This window comes from Rhodococcus sp. IEGM 1372, assembly GCF_030056835.1.
GTDB lineage: Bacteria > Actinomycetota > Actinomycetes > Mycobacteriales > Mycobacteriaceae > Rhodococcoides.
This window is the reverse complement of record NZ_JASHKS010000004.1, coordinates 124,433-141,173: the sequence shown is the minus strand read 5'-3', so window position 1 is coordinate 141,173 and position 16,741 is coordinate 124,433. Positions and strand designations below refer to the sequence as shown.

Below are 16,741 nucleotides of genomic sequence, written 5' to 3'. Positions count from 1 at the left end.
GCCGGAAAAGATGCGGGAGTGGAGCCGGCAGGAACGACCGGAAAAGATACGGGAGTGGAGCCTGCAGGAACGACCGAAAAGATATATCGCTCTCGTCACGAGTGCGCAACACTTCGCCGCTAACTTTTCCTCATTCGCTCGTTCACCTCCTTCGTTCGTCTCATACGCCATGCCGTCAGGAGCATCGATGACAGATACAGCGCACGGTCCCGCTCAAACGGGAGATCTCGTGGAAGCCGCGGGCCACCCCGTCGGTGGTGGACTGATCAAGGACACCTATGACCCACGGCTGACCAACGAGGATCTCGCTCCGCTGAAGAAGCAGACGTGGACTTCGTACAACCTCTTCGCCTTCTGGATGTCGGACGTGCACTCGGTCGGCGGTTACGTGACGGCGGGCAGCCTGTTCGCGCTCGGGCTGGCCAGTTGGCAGGTGCTGATCGCGTTGCTCGTCGGCATCACGATCGTCTACTTCTTCTGCAATCTGGTCGCCAAGCCGAGCCAGGTGACGGGGGTTCCGTATCCGGTCATCTGTCGTAGCGTGTTCGGAGTGCTCGGTGCCAACATCCCGGCGATCATCCGTGGCCTGATCGCGGTGGCCTGGTACGGCATCCAGACATTCTTGGCGTCGGCTGCCCTCGACATCGTGCTGATCAAGCTGTTCCCGTCTCTGGCTCCGTACGCCGTCACCGCGGACTACGGTTTCGCCGGACTGTCGCTGCTCGGTTGGGCGAGCTTCCTGTTCCTCTGGGTTGTCCAGGCTGCGGTGTTCTGGCGTGGGATGGAGTCGATCCGCAAGTTCATCGACTTCTGCGGCCCTGCCGTCTACGTCGTCATGTTCATGCTGTGCGGCTACCTGATCTGGAAAGCCGGCTGGGGCGCAATCGATCTCACCCTCGGCGATGTCGAGTACACCGGCTTCAGCGCCGTTCCCGTCATGCTGGGAGCCATTGCGCTCGTCGTCTCGTATTTCTCCGGCCCGATGCTCAACTTCGGTGACTTCTCTCGATACGGAAAGTCCTACGCTGCCGTCAAGAAGGGCAACTTCCTCGGTCTGCCGGTCAACTTCCTGGTGTTCTCCATCCTCGTTGTCGTCACCGCCTCGCTGACTCTGCCGGTGTTCGGCGAGCTGATCACCGACCCTGTCGAGACGGTCGCCCGCATCGACAGCACCTTCGCCATCGTCCTCGGTGCCCTCACCTTCGCCATCGCGACGGTCGGCATCAACATCGTCGCCAACTTCATCGCTCCGGCGTTCGACTTCTCCAACGTCAGCCCGCAACGCATCAGCTGGCGTGCCGGTGGCATGATCGCCGCAGTCGGTTCGGTACTGATCACCCCGTGGAACCTGTACAACAATCCCGAGGTCATCCACCTGACGCTCGAGACCCTCGGCGCGTTCATCGGGCCTCTGTTCGGAATCCTGATCGCCGACTACTACCTGATCCGTAAGCAGCACGTGGCGGTCGACGAGCTCTTCTCGATGTCCAAGACCGGCCTTTACTGGTACTCGAAGGGCTACAACCCGGCGGCGGTGTACGCGACCGTCGCGGGCGCAGCGGTGGCGATGTTCACCGTGCTGTTCAACGGAGCCGTCGACGGCCTGGAGATCGCAGGTATGTCCACGGCGTCGAAGTACAGCTGGTTCATCGGCTGCGGCATCGGATTCGCCACGTACTACTTCCTTGCGACGCGAACCAAGCTGGCTGTCACCAGCTTCGACGTTCCAGCGAAGGCATAGGGTCTCTTCCGTGCTCATCAAGGTCATCAATCCGAACACCACCAGTTCGATGACCGCAACGATCGGTGACTGTGCCCGGGCCGTGGTCGGCCCGGGCACGGTCGTCGACGCGGTCAGCCCCTCGATGGGGCCCGTTTCGATCGAGAGCCATGTCGACGAAGCCCTCAGCGTCCCAGGAATTCTCGCCGAGATCGCCAGTGGCGAGGCCGCGGGGGTCGACGGCTACGTCATCGCCTGCTTCGGCGATCCCGGCATCGACGCGGCTCGCGAGCTCGCGGCCGGGCCGGTCATCGGTATCGCCGAGGCGGCCATGCACGCCGCGAGCTTCCTGGGCCGAGGATTCAGCGTCGTCACCACACTCGGGCGCACCGTCGGGCGTGCCCAGGATCTGGCGAACCACTACGGCTTCGGACGCCACTGCCTCGGTATCCACGCGTGCGACCTGCCGGTCCTCGATCTCGAGACGGACCCCGACGCCCGCAAGATCGTCACCGAGGCGTGCCGCATCGCCGTGGAGACGGACGGTAGCGATGCCGTGGTCCTCGGATGTGCAGGGATGGCCGATCTGTGCCAACACATTTCGGCCGAGATCGGCGTACCGGTCGTCGACGGCGTCGCCGCGGGAACACTGTTCGTGCAGTCACTGATCTCGCTGGGACTGGGTACCGGAAAGCGCGGCGAATTCGCCGCCCCGCCGCCCAAGCGCTACACCGGGATGCTGGAGGGTTTCAGCCGACCGATCCCTGATCCTTAGCCCTGGCTCCGCGGTCGATCAGGTCTCGCACAACTGCCGATACGGCACCCCGGGCAGATAGCGGGCCCATTCGGCCTCGGTGGCCACCGAGCCCCCGGATTCGCACAGGCGACTGCGGACTTCATCCGGCTCGGTGCGCCACACGCGGACATCGCGGCCCGTGCCGCCGCCGAAGAGCACCTGTCCGGCCGCGCCGAACACCGCGGTGTAGACACGCTGGCCGTACGCGGTGAGGGCGGCATACTCCTCGGGTGCGTACCGATCCCCCACGTTCCACAGCCACAGCGTCGATCCCCCGTCACCGGCGGCCAGCCTCGCACCGGATGGATCGAACGAGAGCGACCAGATCGGGCTGGACGGCCCGACGATACGAGACAGGTGCTGTGGGTTGTCCGGGTTCTCCATGTCCCACAGTCGGAGAGCGATCCGCACTCCCGGCGGCGAGTGTTCGCCCGTCCGGTGAGATGGCCACGGCCTGGACGTCACTTCCGAAACCGCCCAACGTGGTCTTTCGACGCGGATCGGTGGGGTCGGCGATGTCCCACAGTTCGACCACGCCACCGACACTGGCGATGACGAGTACCGAACCGTCGGGTGACAGCGCCATACCCGCGGGGTAGTTACCCGCCTCCAGGGTCGACAACGCTCGCGGGGTCGTTGGGTCGGCCAGCGACCACAACGACACGTCGTTCGAGTTCTGGCCGGAGACGACCAGAAGCGATCCCGTTCCGTCGAAGACCAGCCCCGCAGTCAAGCTGGTCGTTGCCTCCCGAATGCCACCGAGGGCGACCGGATCGGTGAGATCGGTTGTGTCCCAGAGCCGAAATCCACCGGTGGTGGTACCCACAGCAGCACGGGTGCCGTCGGCGGTCAGTGCTACCGCCCCCGTCTGTTGGGCACCGTCGCCGATCACCAACGGTGCCGACGCCACCGGATGCTCCACATCGGAGACGTCCCAGACGATCGTGGCCGGGGCTCGGCTACCGGAACCGACGAGCAGCCGCGTGTCCGATGCACCGATGGGGTTCTGAAAGATCGTGTCGCCTGCATCGACGAAAGCCGGTCCGGGAAGTGGCCAGATCCGGGTGATGCCATCGCCACTGGCCGTCACGATCGACGAGCGATCCGGTGAGAACGCGAGCGAAGTGACCTGGACCGGGCCGGGCAGTGTCCGCTGCAGCGTTCCCGAGGCGGCGTCCCACACCTTCGTGGTGTTGTCCGAACTCGCCGCAGCATCAACACCCCGTCCCCGCTGAACGCGACATCGTTGACGTAGCTGGTGAATCCCGTCAACGCCGGTAGTGCAGTCAGCCGACCGCCGTCCACCGCCCAGCGCAGCACCTCGCGACCGGTGGTACCCGCGATCAACGTGGTGCCGTCAGGAGAGAATGCCAGCTGTAGCGCGGTGTAGGTCGATCCGTCCGAGGGGACGTCGATCAGCGGAACGACAGGGGCTGATGGAGACGCGGTCAGTCGGGTCGCGTCCCACAGCCGCATCGCGCGCCCCGGACCGGCCGTCACCAGGTATCGACTGTCGGAACTGAATTCCGTCGCTGTCGGCGAACCAGGTTGAGAGACTTCACCTATGGTGCGCGGCGCGGTGGGTTCTGCAACGTCGAGGAGAGGCAGTGTGTCATCTCGGGTTCCGACGAGGAGCAGCCGGCCGTCGGGAGAGCACGACAGGCTACTGACGCCAGTTGCGTCGATGCGCGACAACAACATCGGTGCCGACGGGTTCGCCACATCCCACAGCTCGACGCCGTACGATCCTCCCACAGCGAGCACGCTCCCCTGCGGATCGAACGTCAACACCCGGGCGTCACGCAAGACAATTTCACCGAGCTTCGCGTGCCCGCCCTCGAGGGACCACATCCGCACGCGTCCGTCCGAACCGGCTGTTGCCACGATGTTTCCGCGCGGGTCGACCGCGGTCACCGCCCCGCCCTCCACTCCGAGCAGCCGCACAGGAGTGTGGATCGCAGATGAATCGAGTAGCGACGACCGCGCCTCCGTCGTGCGGTCCACCTCGTACGACGCCAACGCGAAATATGCCGCCAGCCCGGGATCTTGACTCCTCAATTGCTGTGCGACACCGGCGATCTGACGTGAGACAGCCTCTGCCTCCGCGCGCTCGGCCTCGACCCGTCGGTTGTTCGCGTCCGACCGAGCAACGAACGCGGTCACTGCCAGTGTCACAGCCAGTACGGTCAGCAGCGCGAGTGCAGTGACGAGCGTTTCGAGGGTGCGTCGCCGACGTCGGTCGCTTCGGTTCTGTTGCTCGATTCGGTTCGCACTCGCGTCGAGGTACCGCCTCTCGACCGAGTTGAGATCTCGCCGACGTACCGGACCGAGGGATTCCTGCACCAACGCCAACCTCGATTCCGGCAGCAACGAACCGTCGTCGCGATCGTTGTTCTCCCACAGTTCTGCGGCCTGGGTGAGTCGACGGTGCTCGACGAGCCACTGACGATCGTCGTCGAGCCACTCGCGCAGCCGCTGCCACGCCGTCAGCAACGCCTCGTGGGTGATCTGGACGGTCTCTTCTCCGACGGTCAGCAGTCTGCGTGCGGCAAACCGTTCGACGACGATGTCGACGTCGGTGACCGCGTCCGCGTTCTCGTCTCCGTTGAACAGCTCCACGCGATCGACGCGGCGACGAGTGACGACCTCGTCGTCGAGATTGATCAACCGCATGAAGATGCGCCGTGTCTCGCGCTGCTGTTCGGCGGTCAAGGCGGAGAACACTTCTTCGGCGCTCTGCCCCACGGCACCGCCGATCCCGCCGGTTGCGAGATAGTCCGTGACAGTCAACGTTCTGCCGCTCGACACCTGCCACGTGGTGAGCAGGGCATGGGACAGCAGCGGCAAAGCGCCGGAGTCGTGGGCGAACTGCGATCCGCGTGCGCCCAATTCGCCGACCAAGACCTGCACGAGGGCGGCCTCGACGGAGAGACCCGCCTTCGCGGCAGGCGACACGATGACCTCCCGCAGTTGTGACTCGGTGAGACGCCCGACAACCACCGGGTTGTCGGACAGGCCGGCGAGCAGCGCGTCCTCGGACACGGCGTTCTGGTAGAAATCCGCCCGCAGTCCGACCACGAGAACCGACCCCGCGCTCGGCAACGCCGCTGCCGCACGCAGAAAGTTCTCGCGCTCGAGCGGTATCGCCAGTGTCCACAACTCCTCGGCCTGATCGAGGACGAGAACCGATCCCGGCGCAAAGGATTCGGCTCGCTCGGGGAAGGCACGAATATCGCCGACGCCGGAATGGACTTCCGAACCGGGGAATCTCGATGCCAGCCCGGCACGCAGGAGCGAGGACTTGCCGGAGCCCGAAGCACCGACGACGAAGACGATGCCTCCACCAGAGCCGAGGGCCTCACGGACGCGCGTGCCCAGACGCTCGATCACGTCGTCACGGCCGAAGAACCACTCCGCATCGGCCGGCTCGAACGCCTCGAGACCCTTGTACGGAGGGTCGCCCTTCACCGGATCGACGGTCCGCCTGCCCGGGATCGACCGCACCCTCGACACCGCGTCCCACCACAGGGCGCGCTCGTCCTCGTCGGCGACGCCGCATGCGATCAGTACGGCGGCGAACATCTCGGCGCTGGCTTTGGTCGGGACGTGATGTCCGGAGAACCAGCCACTGATGGTGCCGTGCAAGCCACCGGAACGCTCGACGATCTCCCGGACCGTGGCACCCGCCTCTGTCCGGATCGCACGCAATGCTGCCGCGAATTCCGTGCGGTCCGTGATCGACGAAGGATCCGGACGGTCGATGGTCATGAGCGAGAACTATAGAACCGGGAAAACCTCGATAGAGGCACTCGCGCGTCGCGCTGAGCTGCACGAACAGCAAATTGATGCGTTTGAATGACGCTCGTACGGAGTCCGTGGCCGTCCGTATTGACCTTGTACGGACATGCTCGTCCAGCTGGATCCGCGACAAAGTCCGGTCGACGATGGACGGTGTGGTCGGGGCAGGTGGACACTCCAGGGGGGAAATTTTCGTGCTCGAACAAACGCTGGTATCGGCAGTGCATCACCCGTTCCGAAGGCCGACACAGCGGGGACCCGGTGCAGTCCCGACACCGCTCGAAGCTCGCCACCGCAAGCCTGCGTTGAGCGCCCGCGAGATCGAGGTCATGCTCGCTTGGTTCGCCTCCGACTCGAAAACGGTCGCAGCTCGGTCCGTCTACATCTCGGTGGGCACGATCAACACCCACATCACCCGCATCCGGCAGAAATACGCGGCGGTGGGACGCAGCGCGCCGACAAAGGCCGCCCTGTTCGCTCGCGCATTACAGGACGGCCACACTCACCTGTCCGAATGGTGACTGTCGATCCTTCTCCCTGTGGCGGCCGTCCACGTCGAATCGGCCCCTCGGTTCTGGATCCCGGCCTCCGATCGGCGTCGGTTATCCCAGACCGGGGAGCTGATTCGACGGCGTGAAGTCAGGCGGCACGAGGAGATCCGACGGTGACAGTTCGTGGACCGACGTGCGACCGAGACCGAGTACGGCGGAGTCCAGGCCGCCGCGCAGGATGTCGAGGACGTTCTCCACTCCGGCCTGACCGTTCGCCGCCAGACCCCACAGGTATGCGCGTCCGATCAGCACTGCCCGCGCACCGAGCGCGAGTGCCTTCGCGACGTCACTTCCTCGACGCACACCACCGTCGAGGGTGATCTCGACCTGAGCACCCACGGCCTCGGCGATGGACGGAAGCACCCTGATCGATGCCGGGGAACCGTCGAGATTGTTGCCACCGTGATTGGACACCGAAACTGCGGTCACGCCTGCGTCCACGGCCCGCAGTGCGTCGTCGACCCGCGAGATGCCCTTGAGCATGAACGGCCCGTCCCACTGCTCGCGCAACCACGCGATGTCGTCCCACGTGGGCAGCGGGGTGGATTTCCACTCCCTGTACGCAGCGAAGAACGTCGGCGCAGGCCCACCGGGCGGCGCGAGGTTCGGGGCAGTCAGATCAGGGAACGCGCCCGACCGCGCCCACTGCGTCAGCCACCGTGGCCGACACAGCGCTTCCGGTGCGAACCGGATCATCGCCCTCGGATCGAGGCGTTCGGGAATCACCGGGCTACCCCAGTCACGGCCCTCCGAGAACGACCAGTCCATCGTCAGAATCAGCCCGACCGCGCCGGCATCACGTGCACGATGAATCATGTGCAGCAACAACTCTCGTGAACCGGCCCAGTGCAGCTGAAAGAACGTCCGTGGGTTCGCGGCCACGACCTCTTCGATCGGTTTGCTCGCGAACAGCGACAACCCCATCGAAATACCCCGCGCCGCTGCAGCTCTGGCGACGGCGACCTCACCGTCCGGGTGTACCGCCTGCACACCCGTCGGGGAGATCATCACGGGAAACGAAAGAGACTGTCCCATCAGTGTTGTCGACAACTCACGGGTGTCCGACAGCCCTGCCACGTGTGGGGCGAACCCGAGTTCGGCGAACGCGGCGGTGTTGTCGCGACTGGTCAGCCCCTGTTCGGACCCTGCTACCAGCGCCGAGTACACCGACGGCGGTAGACGTTTCCGGGCTCGCCGCTGCGCTTCTGCAACGGTCTCGAACCACACGCTGGTGCTCAGACGCCGAGCTTCCGGTCGAACCCGGGCGGCATCACCACATCCGACGGCGAGAGATCGTGTACCGAGGTGTGTCCGAGTCCGAGGACGGCGGAATCGACTCCGCCGCGCAGAATGTCGAGCACGTTCTCCACCCCGGCCTGACCGCCGGCCGACAGACCCCACAGGTACGCCCGCCCGATGAGCACCGCACGCGCACCGAGTGCCAGCGCCTTCACCACGTCGCTGCCGCGTCGGATTCCGCCGTCGAGGGTGATCTCGATCTGATCGCCGACTGCTTCGGCGATCGCAGGCAACGCCCGGATCGGTGCCGGGGTGCCGTCGAGATTGTTGCCGCCGTGATTGGAGACGGAAATAGCAGTCACGCCCGCGTCGACGGCTCGTTTGGCGTCATCGACCCGCATCACTCCCTTGAGCATGAACGGCCCACCCCACTGCTCACGCAGCCACGCCACGTCCTCCCACGTCGGCAACGGGGTGCCCATCCATTCCCCGTACGCACCGAAGAACGTCGGCGCAGGACCGCCGGTGGGTGGCGTCAGGTTCGGGGTCGTCAGGTCGGGAATCTTGCCGGTCTTGGCGAACTCCCACAACCACTTCGGTCGCATGATGCCCTCGGGGGCGAACTGCACCATTGCCTTGAGGTCCATCTTCTCCGGAATCGACGGGCTGCCCCAATCGCGGCCGTTCGAGAACGACCAGTCCAGGGTCATGATCAATCCGACGGCTCCCGCGGCGCGCGCCCGCTCCATCCGCTGCAGCAAGATCTCACGCGAGCCCACCCAGTACATCTGGAAGAACGTCTGCGGATTCGCCGCAGCGACCTCCTCGACGGACTTGCTGGCGAACGAGGACAATCCGATCGGAATACCCCGCGCTGCAGCAGCTCTCGCAACAGCAACCTCCCCGTCGGGATGAACCGCCTGGACACCCGTCGGGGAGATCATCACCGGGAACGACAGGGGTTGCCCCATCACCGTCGTCGACAGGTCCCGCTTGTCGGACAGTCCGGCAACGTGCGGGGCGAACCCCAGTTCGCCGAATGCTGCCATGTTGTCGTCGATCGTCAACCCGCGTTCGGACCCCGCCACGAGTGCGGCGTACACGGACTTCGGTAGACGTTTCTTCGCTCGCCGCTGCGCTTCGGCAACGGTTTCGAACCACGCACTCTTGGCCATCAGTGTTCCTGTTCCATTCCTGCGAGCGGGTTCTCGTCGCAGATCTTCGCCGGGGGACGCATCATCAGCGTCAGCGGCACCGACTTTCGTGGGGTCTTGCGCTGCCCGGTACGGGAATGGTCGACGCTGGACTTGGGGATCTCCCCCGCCGCCGCCAACGCCATTTCGCCGTTACCGATGACGCATTCGGGATCCGGACCGTCCATGGGCAGGCCAGTGAAGAATTTCGCCGCCATGCAGCCACCGCGGCACGCATCGAAATGAGCACACTTGGTGCATGCTCCCGAAGTCTGCGGAGACCTCAACTCCTGGAACAATTCGGAAGTCTGCCAGACGGATTGGAACCCGCCCATGCCGTCTTTGGCGTCTCGCACGATGTTGCCGGCGAGGAAGTTCTCGTGGATGGCGAAGGGGCATGCGTACACGTCGCCGATCGGGTCGATCAGACACACCACGCGCCCGGCACCACACAGGTTGAGTCCGGGCAGAGCATCACCGAATGCCGACAGATGGAAGAACGAATCACCGGTCAACACCCCCTCACCGTTCGCGACGAGCCAGTTGTAGAGCTCTCGCTGCTGCCCCGCAGTCGGATGCAGATCGTCCCAGACATCCGCGCCACGTCCCGACGGTCGAAGCCGCGTGATGCGTAGTGTCGCAGCGTATTTGTCGGCCAAGGCCTTGAAGTCGTCGAGCTGAGAAACGTTGTGCCGGGTGACGACCACCGAGATCTTCGCGTCCCGGAAGCCCGCCTCCTTCAGATTCTCCAACGCCCGGCAGGCCATGTCGAACGAGCCCGGCCCGCGGACCGCATCGTTGACCTCTGCCGTAGCGCCGTCGATGGAGATCTGCACATCCACGTAATCCGACGCAGCCAAACGCGCCGCGACCTTCTTGTCGATCTTGACCCCGTTGGTGGAGAACTTCACCCCCACCTGATGCGCAGTCGCATAGTCGACGAGCTCCCAGAAGTCCGACCGCACCGTCGGCTCACCGCCACCGATGTTGACGTAGAACACCTGCATCTTCTGCAGCTCGTCGATGATCGACTTGCACTGCTCGGTACTGAGTTCGCGCGGGTCACGGCGACCCGACGAGGACAGGCAGTGCACGCAGGAAAGGTTGCAGGCGTAGGTCAACTCCCACGTCAGACAGATGGGGGCGTCGAGTCCGAGTTCGAATTGATCGACCAGTTTTCCTACCGGAGCTGGTCTTTCGAGGGTGGAGGTCATGGGCGGAAGTCCTCTTCTGCGATAGGTCAGGGCTTTACGGGCGAGTGATCATGTTCGAGCGGGCCAGCGTCGCGAGTGCCGTCACATACGGCGCCGACTGCGACTCGGTGATGCCCGCAGCCGCAATCGCCGACCGCATATCCGGGTGGTCGGGCAGCGATTCGATGATCGCCACGATCGTGCGGTTCTTCAGGAACGAGAGCTTGCGAGTTCCGAAGTGGTAGAGCAGCGCCCCGAACGACTCCGGCCGCAACGCCACCTGCGGATGCAGAATCCACCGCACATCCAGGTCCAACTCGTCGAGGTCCTCGCGCACCGCAGTGGTCATGATCAGTACACGCCGCACATGCCGTCGATGGATACTTCCTCGACCAACGACTCTTCGACCAGATCGGATTCGACGACTGCCGTATCGACTACAGCGTTCTCGTTGTTCTTCGACATCGGAAACCTCCTGAGGTTGTTCGGACCACAATCGGAGTCGACAGTGGCTTGGGTCACCAACATAATGACACTGAGTGCAGAAAACCAGAGAATGGAAAGAAGAAAATGGTCAGGAGCGCAAAACCGTCCAGTCAGCCAGGTAGGCGCCCGTCCACAACGCGGGGCGAGCTGAGCGATCTCGGAATCGAACTGTTCGCCGCCAAGGGATTCGAGGAGACCAGCGTCGACGACATAGCCGATGCCGCGGGCATCGCTCGACGCACGTTCTTTCGCTACTTCCCGTCCAAGAACGCAGTTCCCTGGGGCGATTTCGACGCTCAACTCACGGCATTGAGGACGCATCTGAACGACCTGCCCGGCAACGTCGGACTCGCGGACGGATTGCACTCGGCCCTGTTGCAGTTCAACACATTCCCCGAGGAAGAAGCAGCCGTTCACCGTCAGCGCATGGCACTCATCCTGGGAAATCCAGCACTGCAGAGCTACTCGATGGTGATGTACGAGGGCTGGCGTCAGGTCATCGCCGAATACGTGGCAGCTCGGACGAACTCCGACCCCGGCGACCATCTTCCGCGCACCGTCGGATGGATGCTCTTGGGGGTGGCGATCTCGGCGTACGAGCATTGGCTGATCGACGAGAACAACAGCCTTCCCGAGCTTCTGACGGCAGGAGCGTCGGTTCTCTTCACCGGTGTCGGTCCGCTTCGAGCGTCCGGCGGCACTGCCGAGAGCCGACTGGACGGAGAGCGCATCGAGTGAGCACTGGGAAAAAACTCCAAAGATACTTCGTGAAATCGGTGCCGCGAGACCCCTCGTCAGACGCTCGAGATGTCGGCCGCCAGCTCCCGAACTTCCTCGGAGAACCGACGTCGGCCGAGACCGGCCAGAACCGCATCCTCGGTGAGCCATGACGAGGCTGCCACTTCGAGCAGGGTAGTCAACGCAACAGCTGCGGCACCCTGCTTCGCTTTGGACGCGATACCGCTTCGAGTGCGCAGTTCGGCCGAGAACAGCGCCAACATCACCGAACGCACTTCTCTTCGCAGGGTTTCGATGGACAGACTCCAACCGGGCGATCGGGTGAAGTACACCAATGCGGCAGCACGGTGCTGATCCGTCCACTCGAGCAACGAAGAAATGATGTCACCCAGAGCAGCGTCCGGATCGGCCGCGATCTCTGCCCGAAGTTCGTCGAGGAGACCATCCGCGAACAAACGTAAACCCGCGAGCAGAACCTCGTCCTTCGACGGGTAGTGGTAATACACGGCCGCCGACGTCATCTGAGCCTCCGCGGCGATATCGGCCACGGTGACGTCCTCGATGGACCTGACCGAATACAGATGCATGGCGGCCTCGACCACTACTTCGCGCCGCGAGGGCCGATGCGCCGCACGCTTGGCCCCCTTGTCCGCCGGGGGCGTCACCGTCGATTTCGGCTTCACTGCCTTTGCTGCCATGACGGAGATCATGGCACCATGCACTGACCCAGGTGGCGAGGAGGACGCTGTGCCGCGACGAACCAGCAGCTCGACGTCCGAAGTCGACGAGAGTTCCGCGCTCGGAGCTGCAGTCGATGCTCCGATTGCGTCCGAGCCCGATGCCCAGCCCCCCAAGGGATCTGCCCACCGGCCCTCTCGCCGCCACCTCATCGTCCAGGCGGCGGTGCGTGTCTTCTCCCGCAAAGGTTTTGCGGAAACGTCCATTCAAGAGATCGCCGAAGCAGCGGGCATGGTTCCGACGGCGGTCTACTACCATTTCGCCGGCAAGGAAGAGCTGTTCGATACCGCGCTCGGATACGCGATGGATGCCAGTACCGCCGCAGCCCAGGCAGTTCGACCGGACGACACCGAGGCCGATTCCGCCGCGTTCAAGGAGGCCGTCGACGCCGTCTGGGACTGGACGGCAGAACACCCCGATGCGGCCCGGATGCTGTTTCTTCAGGTGGCCGGCGGTGCCACCCCTGGGACGCGCCTGCTGACCAAAGAGTACGAGGACAGGCACGTACGCCGCGCCTTCGACTACTTCCCCGACTCGGAGACACCGGCGGACAAGCGGTCGGCCGCGGCGCATCACGCCGCTCGGTCGCTGCGAGCACGCACGATGATCGCCACGACCATCGCCATCCAGCCCTTACGGATCGAGGGCGGGCCCTTGTCCCACATCGCGGTGGCGCGTCTTCGGTCGGCCACCACAGATGTGTGCGCGAAAATGATCGAGGGTCGCTGAAGCTCCGACGGACGTCCACCACCGTCGAGTAACTCGACCGAAACAACAGTCGAAACTCGGAGTGGACCTCCCTCATGCGTATCGCGTCTTTTTCGTGGACACTCCTTGGATCGTGACGCGTTCGCCGAGTTTCGGGAGTCGACACGAACTGACCTTCCGGGTAGGCAGTGGCCCGTCCGGCGCGTGGGGTCCACGTCCTCCGAACGGCCCGATCTGCTCTGGATCGGACCGTTCGCACACCGTCGTGTGGAACGCTCTACGGTGTGCGAAGGGATGGCTTCGCCGAGAGTCCGACGAACAGAATGGCTTTCGATGACCGAGTTGGATGCACTCGCACCGAGCCCGGATGGAGTCTGGGCTCACGAGAACGTGGTGGTTCGGCACCTCCCCGGACTGGAATTCGACGCGGCCCGAACAGGGTCGACCGTGCAGGTCTGCCACGGCCTGACGTCTGCGGGTATCGGTGAGCGCCTGGTTCCGATGGTCACCGCACACGCCCGCCATGTAGGTCTTTCGCAGCGCGAGTTCGAGTTGGTGTTGGTCGGGATCGTCCGCACCACGGTCGCCGATCCGGTCGACGCATGGGCCACCTATTACCGCAATTCGTTGGACGAGCTGCTCTCGGGCACCGCCGATTTCGCGCCTGTCCACGAACGGGCGGAGAACCTGATCGTCGGGTCGGTGCTCGACCTGGGTTCGTGTTTCGGCTTCTTTCCACTGCGGCTGGCGATGGAAGGCCACTCGGTGACTGCGACGGACCTGTCGGCCGGAACCATGCGGTTGCTCGCCACCGTGGCCCCACACCTCGGGGTCACGCTCGACACCGTGGTGTGCGACGCCGCGAATGTTCCCGTTGCCGACGGCAGTGCCGACACGGTGACTGCACTGCATCTCCTCGAGCACGTCGACGCCGAGACCGGCTCCCGCATAGTGGAAGAAGCGCTACGCATCGCGCGCACCCGTGTCGTTGTCGCCGTGCCCTTCGAGACCGAGACCACCGCCTGCCACGGACACGTCCGCACATTCGACGAGGCATCACTGGTCGAGCTCGGTCGGTCGTCGGGCCGCGCATTTCGGACCTTCGAGCACCACGGTGGGTGGCTCGTGATCGACAAGACCTCGACCCCCCAACTGGTCTGACAGGCCGCTGGGAGTACCACATCGCAATACCGACGTGGTGTCAGGATCGCAATGGATCCTGACACCACTGCGTCCGTCGACCTAGGCGTACTCGGGTACCGACAGTCGATTCTCCGCTGCACCGAGTGAGTCGAATCCGTCTGCCTTGAGCAGATTGTGGACGTTACGCCGTCGGACCCCCATGTTGCCGCCGTCGTAGACCGGGAAACACAGGACGTCCTCCATGATCGCGGCGATCGGTGTCAGGTTCGTGTACGCATCGACGCCGACGAGACGCATGGCGTCGTACACGACCTGCACGGCCGTCTCGGATGCGAAGATCTTTGCTTCGTTGGCCAATTCCCGATCCCGTCCGCCGGTGCGGTCGAAATGGTCGGCGGCCTTCCACGCGAAGTAGCGCACCGCCTCGATGCGAGTCTTGATGTCCACCAACATGTAGCCGGCGTTCTGATACTCGATGACGGGTACCGGACCGGAGCGGTGGTCGGTCTTGGCGAAGTGCAAAGAGTAGTCGAATGCAGCTCGCATCCTGCCCACGCACGCGGCAGCGATGGACGAGCAGGTCCAGGAGAACGCGGTGGCGACGATGTCCAACCCGTCGCCCGGCTTGCCGACGATGTTGCCGACCGGCACCCGCACGTCGCGAAATTCCACCCGCGGCGAATTGGTGGCGCGATGTCCGATGGTGTCGATCATGTCGGTGATCTCGACCCCGGGCGTTCCCTTCTCCACGACGATGACGGCGAGCGACTCCAACGGCGGCAGTGCAGGATCGGTACGGCAGACCACACTGATCAGGTCGGCACCCTGACCGTCCCAGCCCGAGGCATTGGTGGTGTAGTGCTTGGCACCGTTGATGACCCACTCGTCGCCCTCGCGACGCGCGAAGGTCCGAATTCCGACGGTCGGGTCCTCCGAGTCGTAATTGGCCCCGCCGGTCACCTCTGTGTAGGCGATCGCAGCCAATCGGGGTTCGCCGTCGCAGAACAACGGGAGCCACCGGTTCTTCTGCTCCTCGGTACCGAAATTGATGATCGGGTTGAGTCCCAATCCCGTGCCCAGCAACGCAGTCGGAGCGTTGATGTCGACCCGAGCGAGTTCCTCGGCTGCGAGCGCGAAGGTGAGATTGTCGAAGTACGCGCCGCCGTATTGGTCGGGAACCAGTCCCTTCACGAAGCCGAGACCGGCCAGCTGCTTGTAGACCGGCTGCAGCGCGTAGAAGCGATCCTCGGGGCGCGGTATGGAGGAAATAGCGGGCGCTACTTCGCTCAGAATGTCGTCTGCCACTTGCCGCGCCTGCATGCGCACTGCCATCTGCTCGGGGCTGAGCTCGAAACTCAGGGTCATGTGAGACTCCTCGATGTCTGTCCTGGTGGGGGTGAAGAACGGAATCGGGCGACGCTGCCCTACCCACCATGTTTCACGGCCCGACGCATCCCGGTCTTGTACCGGACTGCGCCGTCATCGGTACCGTTCTGCATTGTCGAACAAACAGTTCACCCCTGCGCCGACTGCGGCACTTCCCCTGTCTGCACCAACGCGCGGTATTCGACCGGACTGCATCCGAAGCGTGATCGAAAGGTCTTGGCCAGATGGGCGGAATCCGAGAATCCCCAGGCTGCCGCTATCGTTCCGATCGATCGATTGTCCCGAGAATCGGCAAGCTCACGCCGACACGCTTCGACGCGATGCTCACGGACCACGGCACCGAACGTGGTTCCCGTCCTCTCGAAGAGGGCATGGAGCGTGCGTACAGATACCCCGACATGGCGGGCCGCATCGGTGGCGGGAACTCGGCCGAATGCAAGCCTGGAGTCGATGTACCGAACGACGGAGACCCGAAGTGCTTCGTCGGTCTCCAACGAGCATCCGGTGCGCCGTTGTGTCCCTCCCAGTACGGCACGCAGCAGATCGACATGGGCCGCTCCGATCATCTGCCGCTCGGCGGTCTGCAGCGAGGAATCGGTCCGCCAGGTCTCCACCATCAACGAGCTGAGCAGCCGAGCAGAACCCGACGAGCTTGCGAAACGCCGCGCAGTCGTCGCTGCCGACGGGCCGACCACATCTGCCAGCAGAGGGCGCGGCAGTCGGAAGGACAGCACTCGCCACAGTTCGTCGTTGCCGGGCTCGACGAACTCCAGCCGGTACGGGCGAGTCGAGTCGACGATGGCGAACTCACCTCGGGAGACCGTGCACTGCCGCCCGTCCTGAGTGGTCGTACAGTGCCCGTCCAGTTGCAGATTGACGAAGACGACATCCTCGTCCGCGCGGGCTACCTCGCGTTTTCCGTGATCGATTCACTGTGTGCAGGAAGCGATCTCCGCTGCGTTGCCACCTCCGATCGCCGCGGAGCGCACCCATCCGGGGAGTCCTGAACGTGACGAACTGTGTTCGACGTGGTCCCGGGATCGCCACGGTGC

At 64.3% G+C, this 16,741-nt stretch carries 16 protein-coding genes and 2 pseudogenes; 6 read left to right on the top strand and 12 right to left on the bottom strand.

Translation table 11 applies throughout. The features are described from left to right. The first annotated feature begins 187 nt into the window (after nt 1–187). Together QM590_RS07170 and QM590_RS07165 are read left to right on the top strand one after the other, a co-directional pair. Entirely contained in the window at nt 188–1,741 is a 1,554-nt protein-coding gene (locus QM590_RS07170) for an NCS1 family nucleobase:cation symporter-1 (RefSeq protein WP_269594355.1), read from the top strand. Between the two features lie 10 nt (nt 1,742–1,751). Further along, nucleotides 1,752–2,495 (top strand): aspartate/glutamate racemase family protein, encoded by a 744-nt coding sequence (locus tag QM590_RS07165; protein WP_269594354.1) that lies wholly within the window; start codon nt 1,752–1,754, stop codon nt 2,493–2,495. An 18-nt stretch (nt 2,496–2,513) separates the two neighbouring features. On the opposite strand, the gene QM590_RS07160 is transcribed toward QM590_RS07165, so the two are convergent. The 4 genes and pseudogenes from QM590_RS07160 to QM590_RS07150 form a co-directional block, all read right to left on the bottom strand. Then, nucleotides 2,514–2,765, bottom strand: coding sequence for a hypothetical protein (locus tag QM590_RS07160; RefSeq protein ID WP_269594353.1), 252 nt, complete (start codon nt 2,763–2,765; stop codon nt 2,514–2,516). Between the two features lie 48 nt (nt 2,766–2,813). Continuing rightward, nucleotides 2,814–2,900, bottom strand: a pseudogene (locus QM590_RS25840) (hypothetical protein); the annotation flags it as partial. 55 nt (nt 2,901–2,955) lie between these two features. Beyond that, nucleotides 2,956–3,699 (bottom strand): annotated as a pseudogene (locus tag QM590_RS07155) (WD40 repeat domain-containing protein); the annotation flags it as partial. Continuing rightward, on the bottom strand, nt 3,603–6,284 hold the full coding sequence (locus QM590_RS07150) for an AAA family ATPase (RefSeq protein WP_269594351.1): 2,682 nt from the start codon (nt 6,282–6,284) through the stop codon (nt 3,603–3,605). The gene QM590_RS07150 and the pseudogene QM590_RS07155, both read right to left, overlap by 97 nt. 224 nt (nt 6,285–6,508) lie before the next feature. Between QM590_RS07150 and QM590_RS07145 the strand changes: the two genes are divergently transcribed. Beyond that, nucleotides 6,509–6,835 (top strand): LuxR C-terminal-related transcriptional regulator, encoded by a 327-nt coding sequence (locus QM590_RS07145; protein WP_269594350.1) that lies wholly within the window; start codon nt 6,509–6,511, stop codon nt 6,833–6,835. Nucleotides 6,836–6,916: 81 nt separating this feature from the next. Here the strand turns inward: QM590_RS07145 and mftD (QM590_RS07140) are convergent, their stop codons facing one another. Genes mftD (QM590_RS07140) through mftA form a run of 5 tightly spaced genes read right to left on the bottom strand, consistent with a single transcriptional unit; the run spans nt 6,917 to nt 10,955 of the window. Beyond that, nucleotides 6,917–8,104, bottom strand: a complete 1,188-nt coding sequence (gene mftD, locus QM590_RS07140; protein WP_269594454.1) for a pre-mycofactocin synthase MftD — start codon at nt 8,102–8,104, stop codon at nt 6,917–6,919. Then, nucleotides 8,101–9,279, bottom strand: coding sequence for a pre-mycofactocin synthase MftD (gene mftD, locus QM590_RS07135; RefSeq protein WP_269594349.1), 1,179 nt, complete (start codon nt 9,277–9,279; stop codon nt 8,101–8,103). The genes mftD (QM590_RS07140) and mftD (QM590_RS07135) overlap by 4 nt, the downstream gene beginning before the upstream one ends. Continuing rightward, nucleotides 9,279–10,511, bottom strand: a complete 1,233-nt coding sequence (mftC, locus tag QM590_RS07130) for a mycofactocin radical SAM maturase (protein ID WP_037188381.1) — start codon at nt 10,509–10,511, stop codon at nt 9,279–9,281. Before mftC ends, mftD (QM590_RS07135) begins: the two co-directional genes overlap by 1 nt. Before the next feature lie 34 nt (nt 10,512–10,545). Beyond that, entirely contained in the window at nt 10,546–10,839 is a 294-nt protein-coding gene (gene mftB / locus QM590_RS07125; RefSeq protein ID WP_068051521.1) for a mycofactocin biosynthesis chaperone MftB, read from the bottom strand. Nucleotides 10,840–10,841: 2 nt separating this feature from the next. Then, nucleotides 10,842–10,955 carry a mycofactocin precursor MftA gene (gene mftA, locus QM590_RS07120; protein ID WP_094639111.1) on the bottom strand — a complete coding sequence of 38 codons (114 nt, stop codon included), beginning with the start codon at nt 10,953–10,955 and terminating at the stop codon, nt 10,842–10,844. Nucleotides 10,956–11,060: 105 nt separating this feature from the next. Here mftA and mftR point away from each other — a divergent pair, with 105 nt between their 5' ends. After that, the gene (gene mftR / locus QM590_RS07115; RefSeq protein ID WP_269594348.1) at nt 11,061–11,714 is read left to right on the top strand and encodes a mycofactocin system transcriptional regulator MftR; all 654 of its coding nucleotides are present in this window, start codon (nt 11,061–11,063) and stop codon (nt 11,712–11,714) included. Nucleotides 11,715–11,770: 56 nt separating this feature from the next. Here the strand turns inward: mftR and QM590_RS07110 are convergent, their stop codons facing one another. After that, entirely contained in the window at nt 11,771–12,412 is a 642-nt protein-coding gene (locus QM590_RS07110) for a TetR/AcrR family transcriptional regulator (RefSeq protein ID WP_269594347.1), read from the bottom strand. 49 nt (nt 12,413–12,461) lie between these two features. On the opposite strand from QM590_RS07110, the gene QM590_RS07105 reads away from it, so the two are divergent. Together QM590_RS07105 and mftM are read left to right on the top strand one after the other, a co-directional pair. Next, the gene (locus QM590_RS07105; RefSeq protein ID WP_269594346.1) at nt 12,462–13,181 is read left to right on the top strand and encodes a TetR/AcrR family transcriptional regulator; all 720 of its coding nucleotides are present in this window, start codon (nt 12,462–12,464) and stop codon (nt 13,179–13,181) included. Nucleotides 13,182–13,493: 312 nt separating this feature from the next. Beyond that, nucleotides 13,494–14,321, top strand: a complete 828-nt coding sequence (mftM, locus tag QM590_RS07100) for a mycofactocin oligosaccharide methyltransferase MftM (RefSeq protein ID WP_269594345.1) — start codon at nt 13,494–13,496, stop codon at nt 14,319–14,321. An 81-nt stretch (nt 14,322–14,402) separates the two neighbouring features. Here mftM and QM590_RS07095 read toward each other — a convergent pair whose 3' ends face one another. Continuing rightward, nucleotides 14,403–15,668, bottom strand: a complete 1,266-nt coding sequence (locus QM590_RS07095; protein ID WP_269594344.1) for an acyl-CoA dehydrogenase family protein — start codon at nt 15,666–15,668, stop codon at nt 14,403–14,405. A 149-nt stretch (nt 15,669–15,817) separates the two neighbouring features. After that, entirely contained in the window at nt 15,818–16,618 is an 801-nt protein-coding gene (locus QM590_RS07090; protein ID WP_269594453.1) for a helix-turn-helix domain-containing protein, read from the bottom strand. Nucleotides 16,619–16,741: the final 123 nt, after the last annotated feature.